Annotated in this window: 18 protein-coding genes; 9 read left to right on the top strand and 9 right to left on the bottom strand. The window is 70.7% G+C overall.

All coding sequences use genetic code 11. From position 1 onward, the window contains the following. Positions 1-3: 3 nt before the first annotated feature. Together ACPYO6_RS09840 and ACPYO6_RS09835 are read left to right on the top strand one after the other, a co-directional pair. Complete coding sequence (locus tag ACPYO6_RS09840) at positions 4-1,368, top strand: sensor histidine kinase (protein ID WP_425714678.1); 1,365 nt, start codon at positions 4-6, stop codon at positions 1,366-1,368. Positions 1,369-1,421: 53 nt separating this feature from the next. Further along, complete coding sequence (locus ACPYO6_RS09835) at positions 1,422-2,021, top strand: response regulator (RefSeq protein ID WP_425714677.1); 600 nt, start codon at positions 1,422-1,424, stop codon at positions 2,019-2,021. 71 nt (positions 2,022-2,092) lie between these two features. Here the strand turns inward: ACPYO6_RS09835 and ACPYO6_RS09830 are convergent, their stop codons facing one another. Next, a complete protein-coding gene (locus ACPYO6_RS09830; RefSeq protein WP_425714676.1) occupies positions 2,093-2,938 on the bottom strand; it encodes a hypothetical protein in 846 nt (281 codons plus the stop codon). Between the two features lie 216 nt (positions 2,939-3,154). Between ACPYO6_RS09830 and ACPYO6_RS09825 the strand changes: the two genes are divergently transcribed. The 3 genes from ACPYO6_RS09825 to ACPYO6_RS09815 all read left to right on the top strand — a co-directional run bounded on the left by ACPYO6_RS09825 (position 3,155) and on the right by ACPYO6_RS09815 (position 7,384). Next, on the top strand, positions 3,155-4,666 hold the full coding sequence (locus tag ACPYO6_RS09825) for a CHAD domain-containing protein (RefSeq protein ID WP_425714675.1): 1,512 nt from the start codon (positions 3,155-3,157) through the stop codon (positions 4,664-4,666). Positions 4,667-4,759: 93 nt separating this feature from the next. After that, positions 4,760-5,656 carry a dihydrodipicolinate synthase family protein gene (locus ACPYO6_RS09820; RefSeq protein WP_425714848.1) on the top strand — a complete coding sequence of 299 codons (897 nt, stop codon included), beginning with the start codon at positions 4,760-4,762 and terminating at the stop codon, positions 5,654-5,656. Between the two features lie 249 nt (positions 5,657-5,905). Further along, positions 5,906-7,384, top strand: a complete 1,479-nt coding sequence (locus ACPYO6_RS09815; RefSeq protein ID WP_425714674.1) for a CAP domain-containing protein — start codon at positions 5,906-5,908, stop codon at positions 7,382-7,384. A gap of 312 nt (positions 7,385-7,696) precedes the next feature. Here ACPYO6_RS09815 and ACPYO6_RS09810 read toward each other — a convergent pair whose 3' ends face one another. The 8 genes from ACPYO6_RS09810 to ACPYO6_RS09775 form a co-directional block, all read right to left on the bottom strand. Continuing rightward, complete coding sequence (locus ACPYO6_RS09810; protein ID WP_425714673.1) at positions 7,697-8,488, bottom strand: cytochrome c biogenesis CcdA family protein; 792 nt, start codon at positions 8,486-8,488, stop codon at positions 7,697-7,699. After that, positions 8,485-9,048 carry a TlpA family protein disulfide reductase gene (locus ACPYO6_RS09805; protein ID WP_425710258.1) on the bottom strand — a complete coding sequence of 188 codons (564 nt, stop codon included), beginning with the start codon at positions 9,046-9,048 and terminating at the stop codon, positions 8,485-8,487. Before ACPYO6_RS09805 ends, ACPYO6_RS09810 begins: the two co-directional genes overlap by 4 nt. Before the next feature lie 277 nt (positions 9,049-9,325). Further along, on the bottom strand, positions 9,326-9,640 hold the full coding sequence (locus tag ACPYO6_RS09800; protein WP_425710259.1) for a metal-sensitive transcriptional regulator: 315 nt from the start codon (positions 9,638-9,640) through the stop codon (positions 9,326-9,328). Between the two features lie 50 nt (positions 9,641-9,690). Continuing rightward, on the bottom strand, positions 9,691-11,868 hold the full coding sequence (locus ACPYO6_RS09795) for a heavy metal translocating P-type ATPase (RefSeq protein ID WP_425714672.1): 2,178 nt from the start codon (positions 11,866-11,868) through the stop codon (positions 9,691-9,693). 103 nt (positions 11,869-11,971) lie between these two features. Next, entirely contained in the window at positions 11,972-12,241 is a 270-nt protein-coding gene (locus tag ACPYO6_RS09790) for a hypothetical protein (RefSeq protein WP_425710261.1), read from the bottom strand. 33 nt (positions 12,242-12,274) lie between these two features. After that, entirely contained in the window at positions 12,275-14,599 is a 2,325-nt protein-coding gene (locus tag ACPYO6_RS09785; RefSeq protein WP_425714671.1) for a heavy metal translocating P-type ATPase, read from the bottom strand. Further along, on the bottom strand, positions 14,589-15,605 hold the full coding sequence (locus tag ACPYO6_RS09780; RefSeq protein WP_425714670.1) for a heavy-metal-associated domain-containing protein: 1,017 nt from the start codon (positions 15,603-15,605) through the stop codon (positions 14,589-14,591). Before ACPYO6_RS09780 ends, ACPYO6_RS09785 begins: the two co-directional genes overlap by 11 nt. Position 15,606: 1 nt before the next feature. Continuing rightward, a complete protein-coding gene (locus tag ACPYO6_RS09775; RefSeq protein WP_425710264.1) occupies positions 15,607-15,819 on the bottom strand; it encodes a heavy-metal-associated domain-containing protein in 213 nt (70 codons plus the stop codon). A gap of 388 nt (positions 15,820-16,207) precedes the next feature. On the opposite strand from ACPYO6_RS09775, the gene ACPYO6_RS09770 reads away from it, so the two are divergent. The 4 genes from ACPYO6_RS09770 (at position 16,208) to ACPYO6_RS09755 (ending at position 20,109) form a co-directional block, all read left to right on the top strand. Next, complete coding sequence (locus tag ACPYO6_RS09770) at positions 16,208-16,669, top strand: DUF6153 family protein (RefSeq protein WP_425710265.1); 462 nt, start codon at positions 16,208-16,210, stop codon at positions 16,667-16,669. Between the two features lie 112 nt (positions 16,670-16,781). Continuing rightward, positions 16,782-17,372: a DUF305 domain-containing protein gene (locus tag ACPYO6_RS09765; protein ID WP_425714669.1), complete on the top strand. Its 591-nt coding sequence runs from the start codon at positions 16,782-16,784 to the stop codon at positions 17,370-17,372. 76 nt (positions 17,373-17,448) lie between these two features. Beyond that, a complete protein-coding gene (locus ACPYO6_RS09760; RefSeq protein ID WP_425714668.1) occupies positions 17,449-18,069 on the top strand; it encodes a CueP family metal-binding protein in 621 nt (206 codons plus the stop codon). A 732-nt stretch (positions 18,070-18,801) separates the two neighbouring features. Further along, the gene (locus tag ACPYO6_RS09755; protein ID WP_425713489.1) at positions 18,802-20,109 is read left to right on the top strand and encodes an ISL3 family transposase; all 1,308 of its coding nucleotides are present in this window, start codon (positions 18,802-18,804) and stop codon (positions 20,107-20,109) included. Positions 20,110-20,115: the final 6 nt, after the last annotated feature.

The following is a 20,115-nucleotide window of genomic DNA, read 5'->3' as shown; positions in this document are numbered from 1 at the left end:
GTCATGGCGGACGCACCGCGCAGCAGCTGGACCGATCGGGTCTGGATCCTGCTGCCCTACGTCCTCCTCGTCGCCTCCGCGGTACTCACGCTCCTGGCCGACGGCACCGGCCGGGCCAACCTGCCCGTGCTCGTCGGCGGGAGCGTGGCGCTGCTGGCCTGGCACACCGGGTGGTTCTCCCTCCGCCCGGGAATCCTCGGCACCCGCCTCCTCCCGTCCGCCGTCTACTACGTGGGGCTGGTCGCGCTGTGCGCGGTCCTGCTCCACCAGTCGTTCAACTTCTTCCCGCTCTACGTCGTGTGCTTCCCACTCGCGTTCGACGCGCTGCCGGGCCGCTGGGCGTACGTCGGGGTCGCGCTCACGTCCGGGGTCGTCATCGCCGGACCCGGCGACGTCACCCCGACCGTGGAGAACACCGTCGTCACGCTCGCCGCGGGCCTCGTCGCCGGTCTGGCCGGCTGGTCGATCCGCACCGTCGAGCACGAGTCCGCCCGCCGACGCGCCGCGGTGACCGCGCTGGCCGCGGCCAACGACGACCTCGCCCGCAGCGTCGAGGAGAACCGCTCGCTGCAGGGCCGGCTCCTCACGGAGGCCCGGTCCTCCGGGGTGGCCAGTGAGCGGGCCCGCCTGGCGGGCGAGATCCACGACACGCTCGCCGCGGGGCTCGCCGGCGTCGTCGCCCAGCTCGAGGCCCTCGACGCGGAGCTCGGTGAGGACCACCCGGCCCGCGGGCGCGTCCGGACCAGCGTCACGCTCGCGCGGGACGGCCTGGCCGAGGCCCGTCGCTCGGTGCGGGCGCTGCGACCCGGGCCGCTGGCCCATCAGGCACTGCCGGCCGCCCTGGCGGAGTCCGCAGCGCGGGTGCAGCGGACCCACGGGCTGCCGGTCACGATGATCGTCACCGGCGAGGAGCGGGAGGTGGCCGCCGACGTCGAGGACGTCCTCGTCCGCAGCGCGCGCGAGGCGCTGAGCAACGTGGTGCGTCACGCCCGGGCCACCGAGGTCCGGGTCACGCTGTCCTACCTCGACGACGCCGTCGCGCTCGACGTCGCCGACGACGGCACCGGCACCACGCCCGCACCCGACGACGACGACGGAGGCTCCGGCTCGGGCGTGGGATCCGACGGCGGGGCCGGCGCGGGCAACGTCACCGGCACCGGCTCCGGCTCCGGCTCGGGATCCGGCCAGGGACTGGCGTTCATGCGCGGCCGGGCCGAGACCGCCGGGGGCACGATGACGGTGGACTCGACGCCCGGCGAGGGCACCGTCATCACCGTCACGGTGCCCGCAGCACCGGACGCGCGGAAGTCACCGAATCGGCCGGACGCGGCCGAGTGGCCCGATGCATCGACGGGGGCGCGCCCATGAGCGGCCCGGGCGACCGGACACCGGGCGGGTCCCCCGGTCAGGACCGTGTCCGGGTGCTCCTCGTCGACGACCACCCGGTCGTCCGCGACGGGCTGCGGGCCCAGCTCGACGCCGCCCCCGACCTGAGCGTCGTCGCCGTGGCGGCGAGCGCGGAGGAGGCGCTCGCGCTGCTGCGGCGGCACGCGGTCGACGTCGTCGTCACCGACCTGCGCATGCCCGGCCGCGGCGGCGTCGCCCTCGTCCGGGACGTCCGTGCCCACCACGAGGGGACCGAGGTGCTCGTCCTCACCACGTACGACACCGACGACGACGTCGCACCCGCCCTCGCCGCCGGCGCCCGCGGCTACCTCCTCAAGGACGCGAGCCGCGCGGAGATCGTCGCCGCGATCCACGAGGTCGTCCACGGCCGGGCCGTCCTCGCGCCCTCGGTCATCGGCCGGACCGGCGCGGCGGAGCGCCCGCCCCTGCTCTCGGCCCGCGAGAGCGAGGTGCTCGCCCTGATCGCCGAGGGGCGGACGAACCGGGACGTCGGGCGCGCGCTGTTCATCGGCGAGGCCACCGTCAAGACGCACGTGCAGAACATCCTCGCCAAGCTCGAGGTGCCGGACCGGGCGGCGGCCGTTGCTGCGGGCTACCGGCGCGGCCTGCTCTGAGCGGCGTCGCCGCCCGCGCCCGCCGGCGCACTCCCGCGTCGAGACCCGGCAGGCCGACCCAGCCGCAGCGCTCAGGGCCGCCGGCCGAGCGGCAGCGGAGATCCGGTCGGGTCGGCGAGCCGCTCGGCGGTCACGGCCACCGCGGGGACGAGCGCGCGCGGCAGTCGGAAGACGTCACCCGTGCGCTCGACGACGTCGAGGCGGGCGAGCGCGAGCAGATCGAGCCACACGAACCAGTCGTCGCTCGGCTCGGTCGTCCTGCGCGGCTCGGGCACGCTCAGGCCGTCCGGCCCAGCCGCCGCGAGCAGGGTGACGGCGGTCGCCGGAGCGGCCGCCGCGCGCCCGGGGTCGGTCTGCCAGGCGAAGAAGGCACCGAGGACGTTGGAGTGGAACAGTCGGGAGCGGCGCACCGTCTCGTCGATCGAGGGGCCACGGACGAGGACCGGCAGGCCGGGGCGGGCGCGGGTGGCGGCGAGGGTGACGGCGCCCGAGCCCACGAGCGCCGACCACACGACCGACAGCTCGAGGACGTCCCACATCGAGCTCCTGGGTTCGTTCCACGTCCTGATGCCGAGCAGCTCGGCGGCCTCCTCGGTGTCGCCACGTCGCAGTGCCCCGGTCCGCGTGGTCGGCCGGCCCTGCCCCAGCAGGTCGAGCAGCTGCCGCGCCCACCGGACCGCCCTCGAGGTGGTGAGCAGCGCCGCCTCCTCCTCGGGGCTCGGCCAGGTCCGGGCCTCGTCCGGCAGCGCGACGTCGTCGAGGAGCTCGGGCAGGCCGGGACCGAGCAGCACCGTGGGCAGCCCGTACGGGCCGCGCACGGACAGCTCGGGCGGGGGCACCAGGTCGGTCCCGCCGACCAGGCGCAGGTGGCCGCCCGTGCGCGCGTCGCCCGGCGGGGGTGTCCGTCTCCTGGCCATCCGTCCTCCGTCAGCGCTGCCGGCAACGACCGCAGGCGGCGGTGCCGTCTCGCGCGCCGCGGGCCCTCACGGCGACGCTAGCGGGATCCTGCCAGCACGTCCCGCAGGATCCACCGTGCCTGCCGCACTTCCGCATGCTGCCGCTCGCGTGGGCCCAGGCGTGGCCCTCCTCCCCGCACCTGGACCGACCGGACCGGGCGGCGCATAGCCTGGACCATGGCCCTGACGATCGCGGGACGGATCAGGCGGTACGGCGTCGCGGAGGACACCCCGCTCCCGGCGCGGCCTCGCGTACCAGGGGTGGACCGGCTGCGCGCGGGCCCGACGGTCCTCGTCCACGAGGAGCTCCTCGACACGCCCGACGGGACCCTGGCGGGTGAGGACGGGGTCCTGGCGACGCACGGGGCGGCGCTGCGCCGGACCTTCGACGGCGCCACGACGCTCGCCGTCGAGGTCCCGCACCGCGGGGGGCACCTCGTGCTGGTCGACCCGGACCAGGACGGGGAGGTCACCGACGAGGTCACCGACGCACTGCAGGCGCTGCTGCGCGGGCGCGAGGTGGACGTCGTCGCGGCACGCGCCGTGCGACGCTCACCGGTCGACGTCCTCGACCCCGGCGGACGGGTCCTCGCGACGTTCGACGACGACGTGGTCGGGAGCGCCACGCAGGGCACGACGACGACGTCGTCCCGCGAGTGGTCGATGACGTCGGACGACGCCGAGCTGCTCGAGGCGCTCGACGACGAGATCCGGACCGCCGGGGGTCGGCCCGTCCGGCGCGGGGCCGCGGCCGGGGGGCGGACCGGCGACCTGGCCGCGACCCTGTCGACTGCGCTGTCCGCCCAGGTGTCGATCCTCGTCGGCTGGGACCCGCTCGTGCGGTGCGACGTGCCGGACTCCGTCCATCGCATGCGGGTCGCCGCTCGGACGCTGCGCTCGATCGTCCAGGTCTACGCACCGCTGCTCGAGCCGGGGGCCGCGAAGGAGGTCTCGGCCATCCTCAAGGGCCTCGGCCGGGCGCTCGCGTCCGCCCGCGACGCGGAGGTGCTGCGCGAGTCGCTCGACGCCCGGCTCGCCGACCTGCCCGGAGGGGCGGAGGGTGCCGTGGCGGACCTGGTCCCCCGCAAGGCACGGCGGCGGCTGCGCCGGACCCGCGCGGCCAACTATGACAAGGCGCATCGCGCGCTTCTCTCGGCGATGGCCGGACCCGCACACTGGGCCGACCTCGAGCGGATCGAGCGGTTCGCGCGCGAGGTCCCCGTGCGGCGGGACGCCTCCCCGGACGACGCGGCGCAGGGGGCGGTGGCGAGCACGCTGGCGGGGCTCGGTCGGGCGCAGGTCGACGTCATCACCGACCTGGTCGAGCAGGCGGACGCGGAGACGGACGACGACCGGCGCCTCGAGCTCCTGCACGACGTGCGCAAGGAGGCCAAACGGCTGCGCTACGCCGTCGTGGCCGTGCAGGACGAGAACGGTACCGAGCTCGATCCCGAGCTGTCCGACCTCGTGGCTGAGGCGCACGCCGTCCAGAAACGCCTGGGCACGCACCGGGACTCCGTCATGCTGCAGGAGCACCTCCTCGACTGCGCGCGCAGGGCACGGAAGAAGGGCGAGGACACGTTCGCGTACGGGCTGCTGCTCACGGGCGAGATCGAGCACGGCGAGCGGGCGCTGCGCAGGGCCCGCAAGCGCCTCGCCCGCCTCACGGCCGGGTCACCCACGGTCTAGCGTGGCCGACGGCCGGGTCGAGCTCGGCCCGGCGTGGCATCCGGCCGCGATCACGACCACGACCACCACGACGACGAGAAGAGGCAGTCGAGCATGTTCACGGGCCTGAGCGCCTTCCCCCTCACGCCGCTCGCGGACGACCACCTCGATGAGGCCGCGTTCGCCGGACTCGTCGAGCGCCTCGTCGACGCGGGCGTGGACTCGATCACCGCCCTCGGCTCTACCGGCTCCTACGCCTACCTCGACCCCGAGGAGCGGGCGCGGGTGGCCCGGCTCGCCGTCGCGCACGCCCGGGACGTCCCGGTGCTCGTGGGGGTGGGGGCGCTGCGCACCTCGCAGGTGCTCACGCACGTCGACAGCGCCGAGCAGGCGGGTGCGGCAGGAGTGCTGCTGGCGCCGATGACGTACCAGCCGCTGACCGACGACGACGTGCTCGAGCTGTTCCGCACCGTCACCGAGCACACGGACCTGCCGGTGGTCGTGTACGACAACCCCACGACCACACGGTTCACCTTCACCACCGAGCTCTACGCCCGCGTCGCCGCACTACCCGGTATCGCGTCGATCAAGATCCCCGGCGTGCCCGCGGATCCCGCTCAGGCCCGTCGGCACGTCGACGCGATCCGCACGGCCGTCCCCGATCACGTCACCGTCGGGGTCTCCGGCGACGCCCTGGGGGCCGCCGGGCTCGTTGCCGGGTGCGACGCCTGGTACACCGCGGTCGGAGGCACGCTTCCCGCTCCGATGCTCACGATCACCAGGGCCGTGCAGGCCGGGCGTCCGGAGGAGGCGGCCGCGGAGTCGGCACGCCTCGCACCGCTCTGGGAGCTCCTCCCCGAGCTCGGCGGGAGCGCCCGGGTCTCCGCGGCGATCGCCCAGCACCTCGGCCTCGTCCCGGGCTGGTGCCTACCGCTGCCGATCCGGGCCCTCACCCGCGCTCAACGGGCGCGGGTGGCCGACGTCGTCGACGGGCTCGGGCTCGGCCGGTAGCAGCGCGGGAAGCGGCCTCCGCACGAGACGAGAACGCCGTCACCCAGAGGCAGGACCGATCGGGCTCCGGTCACCATGGGTTGGCACTGAGCTTGTGCAGCTGTCCGGGCGGCGGCGCGGAGGCAACTTGACGCCTTCGGTGAGCCCCCGCCCGGAAGAGGTGAGATGTCACACAGGTTCTCGACGTGACCGATGGTAACGACTTAGTCTCACGCGGTCACGTTCCGATAACGAGGAGAACCGACCGACGTGTTTGCACCCCCGCGCGGCCGCCACGTCCGGCGCCGCACCCTCGCCCCCCGGGTCGCCACCGCACTCCTGACCGTCGCCGCCGCGAGCGCGACCGTCACGACCGCCCAGGCGGCCGAGACGCCCTCAGGCGTCCGCACCGTCAGCCCCGTCATCCGCACCGACGCCGGCTGGCAGAACCAGGTCGCCAACGCGATCGCCGCCCAGACCAACGCCTACCGCGCCGCCAACGGCCTGTCCCAGCTCACGCGCACCGGGTCCATCGACTCGGTCGCGCAGTCCTGGTCCAACCACCAGGCGAGCATCGGCTCGATGGTCCACCGCGGGGACTACGGCCGCTCGGCCGTCCCCGCCGGCTCGACCGGCACGTCGGAGATCCTGTCCTGGGGCATCTACCCGGACCACCAGGCCGACTACTTCATGAGCCAGTGGCGCAACTCCCCGGTGCACAACAACATCCTGCTCACCGGGTCCTACACGCACTTCGGCGTCGGCGTGGCCGTCTCGGCCGACGGGCGCGTGTTCGCCACCCAGAACTTCGCCACCTACCCGGGCGGCGGCCCCGGCGGCTCGACCCCCGCGCCGGCCGAGCCCGCGCCCGCGGAGCCCGCCCCGGAGCCCGAGACCGCGCCCCAGGTCGAGGCGGAGCCGCAGGGCGAGACCGAGGCGCAGAACGACCAGGAGGCCCGGGACTCCGCCGCCGCGCGCGAGGCGGACGCCGCCTCCCGCGACGCCGCGCGCACCGAGCCGGAGCCGGCCCCCGAGCCCGAGCCCGAGCAGCTGCCCGGCACCCCGCGCTTCCTGCTCTCGGACGAGCTCGCCGGCGACGCCGCGCACAACTTCCTCTACGGCGTCGAGGGCGACGAGATCTTCGTCGGCGACTGGGACGGCGACGGGTCCGACTCGATCGCCGTGCGCCGCGGGAACGAGATCCACCTGACGAACACCCTCGGCACCGGCCCCGCCGAGCAGGTCCTCCGGCTCGGGGAGCCGGGCGACGAGATCGTCCAGGGCGACTTCGACGGCGACGGCACGGACACGTTCGCGGTCCGCGACGGCAACGTCCTGCAGATCATCAACGACCTCGAGAACCCGGGCGAGATCGAGCTCGCCGCCTTCGGCGCCGACGGGGACACCCTCCTCGTGGGTGATTTCGACGGCGACGGCACGGACACGTTCGGCGTCCGCCGCGGCTCCGACGTCATCTGGACGAACGACCCGACCGGCGCAGGCGTGGACGGCGAGATCTCGCTCGGCCGCGACGGCGACCTCGTCCTCGTGGGCGACTGGGACGGCGACGGTGCGGACAGCCTCGCCCTCCAGCGCGGCGCCGACTTCTTCGTGACGAACGAGATGGCCTCCGACGCCGAGGTGACCGAGACCCGCTACGGGCGCGACGGCGACGTCGCCGCGTTCGGCGACTGGGACGGCGACGGCGCGGACAGCCTCGGGGTCGTCCGCATCGAGCAGACCCGCTGATCCACGCTGGGCGGGCCGTCCTCTGTCGGTCCGCCCAGCGCTCCTTAGCAGCGGGACCCGACGGGGTCACCGGTCCATCGGACTGGTGACCCCGTCGTCGTTGACGGGACTGAGTCGTCCCGGCGCCGCGGGCAGGTGTCGGCACGAGCGCTGCGGGTGGCGCCGGTGGGTCAGCTGCTGCGGCGTGGGCAGGGCCGGTGAGCACGGAGAGAAAGGTCCTGTCACGGGCACGAGGTCAGTGAGGCGAAGGGGCCTGACTGTGGTCGACGCTCCTATCCCATCCTCAGCAGGCGGTGAAGGGACTCCTGACAGTCAGACGATGGTCTGGAAGTTGGCGGCGAGGCCCTGCAGGTAGCCCGAGATCCAGTTCCAGAGCCCGGTGATCATCGCCAGTCCGAGCAGGACGAGGAGCCCGCCGCCGAGGCGCTGGAAGGTGAGGCGGTGGCGCCGTAGGAACTTCAGCGCCCGGGTGGAACGGGACAGCAGCATCGCTCCGGCGACGAACGGGATCCCCAGCCCGAGACTGTAGGCGAACACGAGGATTCCGCCGCGGGCGGGATCGGCCTCGCTGAAGGCGAGGCTGAGCACCGCGGCCAAGGTCGGTCCCATGCAGGGGGCCCAGCCCAGCCCGAAGACGACGCCGAGCAGCGGCGCGCCCCAGAGGCCCTGCCGGGGGGTCAGGTGCAGGCGCCGCTCGCGCTGCATGAGGGGGACGTAGCCCGTGAAGGCCAGGCCCATGAGCACCACGAGGACACCCAGGATGCGGGTGATCATGTCCAGCCAGGGAGCGAGCAGGATCCCCAGCCAGGCGAAGATGACGCCGAGCAGGACGAACACGGCGGTGAAGCCGGCGACGAACAGCAGTACCCCGGCCAGCAGGCGCCGGTCACGAACCTTGGTCTGCTGCCCGCCGGCCAGCTGCGCACCCGGAGTGGTGGCTCCGGCCATGCCGCCGAGGTAGCCGACGTAGCCGGGCAGCAGCGGCAGCACGCACGGGGAGGCAAAGGAGATGAATCCGGCCAGCGCGGCTACGGGCAGCGCGGCGAGCATGGGGCCGGTGAGCACGGTGCTGGCGAAGAACGAGCCGACCTGGTCCCAGCTCATGCGTCTTCGGCCCTCTCGGCGAGCGTGTCGTCGATGAGGCCGCGCAGGCTGGTGGGGTCGAACTCGCCCATGATGCGGGCCGCGACCCGCCCCTGGCGGTCCAGAACCACGGTCGTGGGCATGGCCTGCAGGGGCACGAGGCCCTGGAAGGCGGCCACGGCACGTGCGCTCTGGTCATGGATGGAGGGGTAGGGGATCTGGAAGGTACGTTCGAAGGCCTGGGCGGTGGCCGTGTCATCGCGTGGGTTGACTCCGAGCAGGCGGACCCCTTGGTCCTGGTAGTCCTCGGCGATGGCCTCGAGGGCTGGCGCCTCGGCCCGGCACGGCGGACATGCGGCATACCAGAAGTTGACCACCGCCACCTCCCCGCGCCAGTCGGTCAGGTCGATGCTCTCCCCGGTGTAGCTCGTGCCCGTCATCTCGACCGGTGCACCGCGCTCGTCGGGCGTCCACAGCGACAGGGACCCGTCACCGGACACGTAGCCTGCGCCGGCCACCTCGGCGGGACTGCCGCCGCTGCCGGGTGCGCATCCGGCCAGCGTGATGGCAAGGGCGAACACGGTCGCTACGACAGCGCGCAGCCGTCCCGGGCCGCGACGAGCCTGGTGGTCGGGATCTGGGTGTGGACGAGGGGCAGGCATTATCCGGAACGTCTCTTTCACGGTTGACATGGGACAGGGCAGCGAGGTCTGCCCGGGCGTCCAGAACTGAGCGCAGACGAGCGTTGGGCGTGGTCGGCGTGCCGGAGCCCGGCGTTGTGATGAGCACGATGACGCAGCGGCGAAGGACCCCACGACCGTGCACCCACAACCGCGCGGGTCGTATCCATGCCGCGCCTCAGGACTTCACGAGGCGACTGATGGCTTCGGAGGCTTCCTTGAGCTTCTCGTCAGCGTCGGCGCCGCCGGCCTTGGCAGCCCGGACGACGCAGTGCTTGAGGTGGTCGTCGAGGAGGGCCAGGGCGACGTTCTCCAACGCGGAGGTGACGGCGCTGATCTGGGTGAGGATGTCGATGCAGTAGGTGTCCTCGTCGATCATGCGGTGGATTCCACGGGCTTGTCCCTCGATGCGCTTGAGACGAGCCAGGTAGCGGTCCTTATCGCTGATGTATCCGTGGTCAGCTTCGGTTGCTGTCGCGGTGGTGGTGTCCATCGTGTCTTCTCCGGATTCGTGCGGTCTCTGCTACGACAGCAGACGGGTGCTCATTCGGTCGTGGCCTGGTCAAGGATCTTCGCCGTGCTGGACGCGGGGGTGAGATCGAGGCGCCGCAGCAGCTGGGCATTGAGTGCAACGACGACGGTGGAGGCCGACATCAGGATTGCGCCGATGCTCATCGGCAGTACGAACCCGATCGGTGCGAGCACACCGGCGGCCAGGGGTACCGACATCAGGTTGTACCCGGCGGCCCACCACAGGTTCTGCTTCATCTTGCGGTAGCTGGCGCGGGAGAGGTCGATGACGGACAGCACCGAGCGCGGGTCGGAGGAGGCCAGGATGACTCCGGCGGACCCGATGGCTACGTCGGTACCGGCACCGATGGCGATGCCGACATCGGCCTGGGCGAGCGCAGGGGCGTCGTTGACGCCGTCACCGACCATGGCGACCTTCCTGCCTTCGTCCTGGAGCTCGGCGACCTTGGCAGCCTTGTCCTCTGGCCGCACGCCGGCGAAGACCCGGTCGATGCCCAGCTCGCGCGCGACGGTGTCGGCGACGGCCTGGGCGTCCCCGGTGATCATCACGACCTGGGCGCCGGCGGCGTGAAGGGCGTCGACAGCATCGTGGGATTCAGGGCGGATCTCATCGGCCAGACGTAGCGCCCCGATGACCTCGCCGTCGGCCAGGACGTGGAGGATGATCGCCCCCTCGTTCCGCCACTGGTCGGCGACCGGCAGTTCGTCCAGCCCGTGCTGGTCGAGCAGGTAGGGGCCACCGACCTCGACCACGGAGCTGTCGACGGTTGCCTTGACCCCGACCGCCGGCGAGGAGGAGAAATCCTGAGCCTTCGCCACTGGAACCTCGCGGGCACTGGCTGCGCCGACGATGGCCCTGGCCAGGGGGTGCTCGCTGTCGGACTCCGCAGCCGCGGCCAGCGCCAAAACGTCCTCGGCACTGCGGTTCCCGACCGGTTCGATGGCGGTGACGGTGGGCTCGCCCTTGGTCAGCGTTCCGGTCTTGTCGAACAGCACGGAATCGACGGTGCGCATCGATTCCAGGGCGAGCCTGTCCTTGACCAGCACGCCCCCGCGGGCTGCGCGCTCGGTGGCGATGGACACCACGAGGGGGATCGCCAGACCGAGTGCGTGCGGACAGGCGATGACCAGGACGGTGATGGTGCGCACCACCGCGGCGTCCGGCAGCCCGATCAGCGACCAGATGACCGCGGTGATCAATGCGGCGCCGAGGGCGAACCAGAACAGCCAGGCAGCGGCGGTGTCGGCGATCCTCTGTGCGCGCGAGGACGAGGCCTGCGCGTCGGAGACAAGTTTCTGGATGCCCGCCAGGGCGGTGTCGTCACCGGTGGCAGTGACCTCGACCCGCAGCCCGGAGTCGGTGGCGACAGTGCCGGCGACGACCTGCTCACCGATCTCGCGGCGTACCGTCTTCGATTCTCCGGTGACCATCGACTCATCCATGGAGGCCGACCCGTCGACGATCTTTCCATCGGCGGGTACCGAAGAGCCGGGACGGACGACGACGACGTCGCCGACCACGAGATCGCCGGGGGAGACCGTCACGACCTCGTCGCCGTCAACCTTCTCGGCCTCGTCCGGGAGGAGCGCTGCCAGGGAGTCGAGGGCGGAGGTGGTCTGCGCCAGGGAACGCATCTCGATCCAGTGGCCGAGCAGCATGATGACCACCAGCAGCGCCAGTTCCCACCAGAAGTTCAGCTCGTGGTCCAGGACGCCCAGGCTCGCACCCCAAGAGGCGAGGAACGCCACGGTGATGGCTAGGCCGATCAGCAGCATCATCCCGGGCTTGCGGGCGCGGAGCTCCGAGACCGCGCCGGTGAGGAACGGCTGGCCGCCCCAGACGTACATCACGGTTCCCAGGACCGGCGACACCCAACGGACCCATCCTGCCTCGGGCAACGGGTACCCGATGAGATCGGCGAACATGTCGTTGAACCCCACCACGGGCACGGCGAGGACCAGCATGATCCAGAACAGGCGTCGGAACTGCGCGACATGGTCTCCGTGACCCGCGTGCCCGCCATGTCCGTGATCGCCGTGTCCACCGTGGTTCCCGTGCGCCTCGGAGTGATCCGAGGCCTCGTCATGTCCCTGGGTGTGGGAGTGGTGGCCAGCATGCGGATCGGACCCGTGGTGCCGCGTGTCGTCGGGCGTCGAGGGTGATCGTGTTGAGTGGTCGTGGTGGCTCATGGTCGCCTCTTTCGTGTGTCCTCCAGGCTGGGAATGGAGCCTGAGCGAAGGGCCCGCGCTCTGCGAGGACGTGCGTCGAAGGAGCGCGGGAACGGATGCGGCCTCAGCCCACCGTCGCGTATCGATCGGGGTCGGCGTCGAACAATGGGCCGCAGGACGCGCAGCACAGCCAGTACCGCTGGCCGTTGTGATCGCGGACCAGACCGGCGTTCTCAGCTTCTGCCTTGACGACCGGGGTGCCGGCCATCACGGGGCACTCGGCCATCTCCTCAGCGGAGGTCTGTGCGACGGCGTCGGCGCTCGGCGCGTGTCCACAGCAGCTGCCTCCACTCGACGAAACGTCGGTCAGGTTCAGGTTCTCGTGTGCAGTCATCGGGTGTCCCTTCCTGTTGCGTGATGACGACGGTCAGACGTTCACCGGCTCACGGGCCGGTGCCGTGCCAGCAGGAGCCGCCGCGCTCTCGTCGTCCGCGCGGGCCGTGAAGGTCCGCAGCCGCAGGCTGTTCGACACGACGAACACCGACGACAGGGCCATGGCCGCTCCGGCGAGCATCGGGTTGAGCAGACCGAAGGCGGCCAGTGGGATCGCGGCGGTGTTGTAGGCGAAGGCCCAGAACAGGTTGGTCTTGATCGTGCGCAGCGTCCGCCTAGCCAGCCGGATGGCGTCCGCAGCGGCGCGCAGGTCCCCGCGCACCAGGGTGATGTCGGCGGCCTCGATCGCCACGTCGGTGCCGGTGCCCATCGCTAGACCCAGGTCGGCCTGGGCCAGGGCGGGGGCATCGTTGACGCCGTCGCCGACCATCGCGACAATCTTGCCCTCGTCCTGGAGCCGGGCGACGACACCGACCTTGTCCTTGGGTAGGACTTCGGCGATGACTTGCTCGATGCCGACCTCGGAGGCGACCTGCTCGGCCACGGACTGGTTGTCGCCGGTCAGCAGCACCGGCGTCAGTCCGAGTTCCTTGAACTGGGCGACGGCCCGGGCACTGGTGGGCTTGATCTGATCGGAGACGACCAGGACCCCACGGGCGGCGCCGTCCCATCCGACCGTGATCGCGGTCTTGCCCTGGGCCTCGGCGGCCCGCTTGGCCGAACGCAGGCTCTCGTCCACGTGCATCGACCAATCGGCCAGGAGCGACTCCCGGCCAGCGACCACTGCGTGGCCGTCGATGACGCCCTGCACACCTTGCCCCTCGACATTGTCGAAGGACTCCGGCGCAGGCAGGTCCCCGACCTCGCTGGTGGCGCCGGCCGCGATGGCTTGGGCGATCGGGTGCTCGGAGTAGTCCTCCAAGCCACCGGCCAGGCGCAGCAGCTCGGCTCGATCGCCCCCGTCGGCGGTGATGACATCGGTGAGGGTCATCTTCCCGGTCGTGACGGTGCCGGTCTTGTCGAGCACGATCGTGTCGACCTTGCGGGTCGATTCGAGGGTCTCGGGGCCCTTGATGAGCACCCCCATCTGCGCACCGCGACCGGTGCCGACCAGCAGTGCCGTCGGAGTGGCGAGGCCCAGGGCGCAGGGGCAGGCGATGATGAGCACCGCCACGGCGGCGGTGAAACCTGCCGACAGGGGGAACCCGGCGCCGATCCACGCGCCCAGGGCTGCAACGGCGATCGCGATCGCGATCGGCACGAACACCCCGGAGACGCGGTCGGCGAGGCGCTGGATCTCGGCCTTGCCCGATTGAGCGTCCTCGACCATCTTTGCCATCTGCGCCAGCTGCGTGTCCGAGCCCACCCGAGTGGCCTTCACCACGAGCCGGCCGCCGGCGTTGACGGTCGCCCCGGCCACGGTGTCGCCTTCGCCGACCTCGACGGGAACGGATTCGCCGGTGAGCATGGAGGCGTCGATCGCGGACTTGCCGGAGCTGATCGTTCCGTCGGTGGCGATCTTCTCCCCGGGCCGGACGACAAACTCCTCGCCTACGGCCAGCTCCTCGACGGAGACCCGCTGCTCCCTTCCATCGCGCAGCACCGATACTTCTTTCGCCCCAAGCTCCAGCAGGGCGCGCAGGGCGGCACCGGCGCGGCGCTTGGAGCGCTTCTCGAAGTAGCGGCCGAGCAGGATGAACGTGATCACCCCGGCTGCCACCTCGAGATAGATGTGTCCGAGCCCGTCGGAGCGAGAGATGGTCAGCTCGAAGGGGTGAACCGTGCCGGGCTGGCCGGCGGTGCCGAAGAACAGGGCCACGATCGACCAGAGCATCGCCGCGGTCGTGCCCACCGAGATGAGGGTGTCCATCGTCGCCGCGCCATGGCGCAGGTTCATCCACGCCGCCTTGTGGAAGGGCCAGCCGGCCCACACCACGACCGGAGCGGCGAGCACCAGTGACGCGAAGCCCCAGTAGTCGAACTGCAGGGCGGGAATCATCGCCATGGCGATCACCGGCACCGCGAGGATGGCAGAGCCGATGAGCCGCTGGCGCAGCGAACGCAGCTCGGCGTCCGCGGCAGACTCACCCTCCTCGCCCGGGCTCTGATCGGAACCCTTGGTAGGGGTCGGGAGTGCGGCCGTGTACCCGGTCTTCTCGACTTCGGCGACCAACAACATCGGATCGAGATCGTCGGGGCCCGTGACGCTGGCCTTCTCGGTCGCGTAGTTCACGCTGGCGGTGACGCCGTCGAGCTTGTTGAGCTTCTTCTCGATCCGGTTCGCGCACGAGGCGCAGGTCATGCCACCGATCTGCAGCTCGATGCTGGCGATGCCCGTGCTGGTGTTCTCAGTGGTCATGGCCGTCTCCGCCCTCATTCTCGTCAGCGTTTCCCGGCTCCTGGCCGGGACGCCCGTCCTCGGAGCGCTCCCCGCCGCCGGGGCCTTCGCCTGGGTCGGTGGTCGTGTCGATCACCAGCGGCGCGGTGTGGACCTCGCCGTCGATCTGGAAGTCGAGATAAAGCAGGTACCTCCCAGGCGTGGGCGCGGTGGCCTCGAACACGATCTCGGGTCCGGAGGTCTCCCCAGCCTGGGGTTCGTCCCCGTGCGGGTGGACGTGCAGGTAGGCCAGGTCCCCGTTACGAAGGGCAACCAGGTGACCGAATGCGCCCAGGTAGGGCTCCAGTTCGGTGACCGGCTCGCCGTCACGAGTGATGGTCATGGTCAGCTCGGACGCCTCACCTGCGGTGAGGCTGCCCTCCACGCTGACGTCGAAGCCGCCCACGGTCGTCTCGGTAACCGGCTCGGTCGCCGGTCCCGGGTTGTAATCGCCGGCCACCTGGACCGAGGTCGAGAGTGTGAGGCCCTCTCCGGTGTCTGCGGGGACAAAGTCCGCGAAGACCCGGTAGGAGCCAGCTCCGTCCCACTGCCAGGGGATCGACCAGGTGCCCTCGTCATCCATCTCGGGGTGCACGTGGCGGAAGTGCTGCCCGTCAGCACGGACGGCGATCAGGTGCAGCTCCTGCTCGTGCTCCACCTCGAAGTCCGTCACCGCCATGCCGTCCGGGCCGGTCACGGTCAAGGACAGCTCGCCCTCGCTGGTCGTGTCGGTCGGCGCGATCACGGCGGCCAGCCGGTAACCCCCCTGGGCCAGGCTCAGGCCCAGTGACGACACTCCGGCCTCGCGACCGTCCTGCTCGACGGCGTTCATCAGACCTTCTCCGTCGTGGTGGGCGGTGTCGTCGGTGTCGTGCGTCCAGCCCTGCACGGTCTCCTCGGAAACCACCGCGTTCGCTACGAATCCAGCCACAGCGAACACAGCCACCAGGAGCAGCCCGTACAGGCCGAGCCGCGCAGGCGCCTTCATGTCAGCTCCTGACGGCGGCGTAACCAGCCTCATCGACTGCGGCGATCACCGCGGCATCATCTACCGGCCCATCGGCCGTCACAGCCAGGTGGCCGGTGGCCGCGCTGACGTCGATGCCGGTGACGCCGGGGACCTCGCCTACCTCGGCGCGGACCGCGCTCTCGCAGTGTCCGCAGCTCATGCCAGTCACCTGGTACTCGGTCGTGGTTGCCATAGCTTCCTACTCCTTCATCTGTGTACGACGACCGTCACCCTATACCCCTAGCGGGTATCAATCAATTGTTGGAGCCGCCACGTTCTGCCTCGACCCCGATGACGCGCCGCGGTTCATCTAGGCGATCCTGTTGCCGGCGTTCACTGCCTCCGCGACTCAGGAAGGAACGCGGTGAGCAGCTCCGCGATCGCGATCACCGGCGAGGGTCACCGCACGCCCGGTAACAACACCCGGCCTGTCTCCATCGACCCGCTGTTCACCGTCCGTCACCTCGGCGATACCCCGGTTGCGCTGACCGGGGCCGACACCGCCAGTGGTGCTCCTGCACATGAGTCAGGTGTCCGGGCGGCTTGTGGTCGACCACAGGGGCGGTCGGTAACCTGGCCCGATGGTGTCCGTGCCGGCGACGCGATCCGAGAGAGCCCCTCGGGGCATCTTCCGGCGCCTCCTCTGGGGTGGTCTGCTTGTTGCCGGGATCATCGTGGGCCTGGTCGCCATGCATACGCTGAACCTGCATGGCACTCCGACTGCCCAGGCGCCCGCAGCCATCTCAGTTTCCGCCCCTGAGGCCGGAGAGGCCCACCACGCGGCAGTAGGGCAGCAGACATCCAGCGACACGGCCAAGAATCACGAGGGTGCGTGTGCGGACTGCGGCGCCAGCGACCATCTAGAGATGGCGATGGCGTGTGTGCTCGCGCTTCTGCTCGCGCTGCTCGTCCTGATGCCGCCGCGTCTCCTCCCTGGATGGATGCACAGCAACCCACGATCAGATCATCCCCAGGTCCGCCTCACCGTCCGAGTGCCACTGAGGGCACCGTCCTTACACGTTCTCTGCATCAGTCGCACGTGAGGGGCCGGTGAACCCGGCGCGTCCCAGAACGCCCAGGGTTCCCCACCTCACTCACGCGATGCCATCGAGGTTCGCGTGCCATCCAAGCGACTGTTGATATTGGAGAACACTGATGACTACCCGAACTGCGGCGACCGCTGCGCTCGCCCTCGCCGCTGCCTTGGTACTGGCCGGCTGCTCCGCCGGGAGCGAGGACGACTCGACGCCGGTCACGGAAGACGACTCGACCGAGCAAGCAGCAGGCGTCAACGATGCGGACGTGATGTTCGCATCGATGATGATCGTCCACCACGAGCAGGCCATCGAGATGAGCAACATCGTCCTCGCCAAGGACGACGTCGACCCGGAGGTGGCGACGTTGGCCGAGGAGATCAAGGCGGCCCAGGGCCCCGAGATCAACCAGCTCAATGGTTGGCTCGATGACTGGGGCGTCGACCCGGACGAACGCGAGATGGACGGGATGGACCACGGCGACGGAATGATGTCCGAGGAGGATCTCGCCGCCCTCGAAGCGGCCAGTGGCACCGAGGCGTCGCGCCTGTTCCTGGAGCAGATGATCGTCCATCACGAAGGAGCGGTCGAGATGGCCCAGACCCAGGTCGAGGACGGAAGCGACCCGGCTGCGATCGAGCTCGCACAAACGATCATCGACGACCAGACCGCAGAAATCCAGGAGATGGAAGACCTCTTGGCCTCCCTCTAACGCTCCGTCCGGGCCGGTGTCGGAACGCTCGAGCGTTCCGACACCGGCTTGCCCCCACGTCTCAAAGGATCAAACTATGACCAACCCCACCAGGACCCGACGAGGGAGTCTGCTCACCGCAGCCACCATGGCGCTCATCTCTGGCCTCGTGCTCGCCGGTTGCGCAAACTCCACCCCCGAATCAGCAACGCCGCCATCCAGCAACCAAGCTTCCGACAGCGAGTTCTTCTCCACGCACGACCTGGCGGGACTCGACGCCGCGCAGGTCATCGAGCGGCTCGACACGATGCCCGTTGCCGATCGCCCATCTGATCTGCTCGCATCCGTTCAGCCTGACGCTCTCGTGCTCACCGATGACCAGGGCCGCGAGGCACAACTGCCGATGCCCGAGGACGAGGTATACGTCTCCGTCGCGCCCTATCGCGAGCAGACGCACGACTGCTATTTCCACAGCCTGACCACCTGTATCGGTGAACTCGGCAATGCGGACGTTCAAGTCGTGCTCACCGACGCCGACGGTGAAGTTCTCATCAACGAGACGCGCGAGACGTTCGACAACGGCTTCGTCGGGTTGTGGGTGCCTCGCGACATCGAGGGAACCCTCTCGATCGCGCATGAAGGACAGGAAGGGACAGTGGCAATCACCACGCTGAACGAGGATGACCCGACGTGCATCACCACCCTGCGAGTTACCTGACCATCAGATAACAGGTTCGACAGCGCGGCGGCGAGTACAGGCTCTTCGGACATCGGGGGCTGCTCGGGTGAGCGGTCGGGAGCGGGGCGCGCCGGGTTGAGGTTGCGGGGGTAGGCGTCGGGGTCCCCTGGATGACCAGCAGTGACGAGTCATGCTGATCACCCTCGGGGACCTCGACGTTGTGCCACGCTACTCAGTGGCCTGGTGCACCCTTCTACGACTGAACTACGCCAACGGCGGGACGACCTCGTGGGACAGCCCGGGGCGCACGTCGAGGCTCCCGAGTGCACCGAGGAACTGGTGACGGTCACAGTCTCCTCGCCGCGGCAGCTGATGGGGTGCCCAACCTACGGCGTCGTCACTCCTAGCCGTGGCCGCCAGCTGCGAGCCCTGCGGAATATGCCGGCGACCGTACCGGTGGGCGTGATGTGGCAACACGAACCGCCCTGAAGCCTGCGCACGCCCACCAACGAAATACGGCTGAACTCCCGGCGCCCGGGGGTCCAGCCGTTCACGAGTCGCTGTCTCACGACTTCCTCGAATGGACGCAGGTGGACTCGGACCGAACATCTGGCGGCGGTTCGAGCGGCTCGGTTTCGCGGCTCTTCCGGATTGAGGGTGTAGACGGCCTGGCGCGGTGGTGAGCGAGGTGCCGGCGTGTCAGCGTCCAGATAGGGGTCGAGGTCTTCCGATGATGGGGGTTCTCACGCCACCCACCGGGAAGACCTCGACGTGCCTGACGCTACCTTCGCCCGCCCTGATCTGACCACGTTCGCTCGTCTGGACGAGCTCGGCTTGGAGGTCGTCGGCCAGCGCATCGAGCCTGGTCGGGCGGTCCTGGCCTGCAGGGTCGTCGAACCGGACAGCTGGTGCCGGCGGTGCGGGTGCGAGGGCGTCGCGCGGGACACCGTCACGCGCGAGCTCGCTCACGAGCCTTTGGGGTGGCGTCCCACGACGCTGGAGGTGAGGGTGCGTCGGTACCGGTGCACGGGCTGCGGGCACGTGTGGCGTCAGGACACGACCGCCGCGGCCGAGCCGCGCGCTCGGCTCTCCCGCCGCGGGTTGCGGTGGGCGCTGGAAGGGATCGTGTGCCAGCACTTGAGTGTCGCTCGTGTCGCCGAGGGGCTGGGGGTCTCGTGGAACACCGCCAACGCCGCGGTCCTGACCGAAGGACGCCGCGTCCTCATCGATGATCCGACCCGGTTCGACGGCGTCAGCGCCATCGGTGTCGACGAGCATGTCTGGCGCCACACCCGCCGCGGCGACAGGTTCGTGACCGTGATCATCGACCTCACCGCTGTTCGCGAGGGGACCGGCCCGTCCCGGCTGCTGGACATGGTCGAGGGCCGCTCGAAACACGCCTTCAAGCAGTGGCTCGCGGGCCGGCCGCAGGACTGGCGCGACGGGGTCGAGATCGTCGCGATGGACGGCTTCACCGGGTTCAAGACCGCCGCCGCCGAAGAGCTGCCCGACGCGGTCGCCATCATGGATCCTTTTCACGTGGTCCGCCTCGCTGGCGACGCGCTCGATGACTGCCGGCGCCGTGTCCAGCAGGACACCTGCGGGCACCGGGGCCGCAAGGGCGATCCGCTCTACGCCGCCCGCCGGACCCTGCACACCGGCGCCGACCTGCTCACCGAGAAGCAGTCCCAGCGCCTGGAGGGCCTGTTCGACGGCGACACCCACGTAGCGGTCGAGGCCGCCTGGGCCGTCTACCAGCGCATGATCGCCGCCTACCGCGTCCCCGACCGCGCACATGGTCGCCAGCTCATGGCCCAGCTCATCGCCTCCGTCAGCTCCACCGTGCCAGCCGCCCTGACCGAGCTGCGCAAGCTGGGCAGGACCCTGAAGCGCCGCGCCGCCGACGTGCTCGCCTACTTCGACCGGCCCGGCACGTCCAACGGCCCCACCGAGGCCATGAACGGCAGGCTCGAGCACCTGCGCGGCTCGGCCCTCGGCTTCCGCAACCTGACCAATTACATCGCCCGATCACTACTCGAGACGGGCGGATTCCGACCCCAACTACACCCTCGAATGTGAAGAGCC

Origin of the sequence: Georgenia sp. Z1344 (genome assembly GCF_049856295.1) — a bacterium.
In the GTDB taxonomy this organism is placed as follows: Bacteria; Actinomycetota; Actinomycetes; order Actinomycetales; family Actinomycetaceae; genus JB111.
Note: the sequence above shows the minus strand (reverse complement) of the source record. Positions and strands in the feature narration are given on the sequence as shown.

Excerpts from the sequence above, each read along its gene's own strand:
- ACPYO6_RS09840 (WP_425714678.1), top strand. The coding sequence starts at position 4 with ATGGCGGACGCACCGCGCAGCAGCTGGACCGATCGGGTCTGGATCCTG.
- ACPYO6_RS09830 (WP_425714676.1), bottom strand. The coding sequence starts at position 2,938 with ATGGCCAGGAGACGGACACCCCCGCCGGGCGACGCGCGCACGGGCGGC.
- ACPYO6_RS09825 (WP_425714675.1), top strand. The coding sequence starts at position 3,155 with ATGGCCCTGACGATCGCGGGACGGATCAGGCGGTACGGCGTCGCGGAG.
- ACPYO6_RS09820 (WP_425714848.1), top strand. The coding sequence starts at position 4,760 with ATGTTCACGGGCCTGAGCGCCTTCCCCCTCACGCCGCTCGCGGACGAC.
- ACPYO6_RS09810 (WP_425714673.1), bottom strand. The coding sequence starts at position 8,488 with ATGAGCTGGGACCAGGTCGGCTCGTTCTTCGCCAGCACCGTGCTCACC.
- ACPYO6_RS09800 (WP_425710259.1), bottom strand. The coding sequence starts at position 9,640 with ATGGACACCACCACCGCGACAGCAACCGAAGCTGACCACGGATACATC.
- ACPYO6_RS09795 (WP_425714672.1), bottom strand. The coding sequence starts at position 11,868 with ATGAGCCACCACGACCACTCAACACGATCACCCTCGACGCCCGACGAC.
- ACPYO6_RS09790 (WP_425710261.1), bottom strand. The coding sequence starts at position 12,241 with ATGACTGCACACGAGAACCTGAACCTGACCGACGTTTCGTCGAGTGGA.
- ACPYO6_RS09785 (WP_425714671.1), bottom strand. The coding sequence starts at position 14,599 with ATGACCACTGAGAACACCAGCACGGGCATCGCCAGCATCGAGCTGCAG.
- ACPYO6_RS09780 (WP_425714670.1), bottom strand. The coding sequence starts at position 15,605 with ATGAAGGCGCCTGCGCGGCTCGGCCTGTACGGGCTGCTCCTGGTGGCT.
- ACPYO6_RS09775 (WP_425710264.1), bottom strand. The coding sequence starts at position 15,819 with ATGGCAACCACGACCGAGTACCAGGTGACTGGCATGAGCTGCGGACAC.
- ACPYO6_RS09770 (WP_425710265.1), top strand. The coding sequence starts at position 16,208 with ATGGTGTCCGTGCCGGCGACGCGATCCGAGAGAGCCCCTCGGGGCATC.
- ACPYO6_RS09765 (WP_425714669.1), top strand. The coding sequence starts at position 16,782 with ATGACTACCCGAACTGCGGCGACCGCTGCGCTCGCCCTCGCCGCTGCC.
- ACPYO6_RS09760 (WP_425714668.1), top strand. The coding sequence starts at position 17,449 with ATGACCAACCCCACCAGGACCCGACGAGGGAGTCTGCTCACCGCAGCC.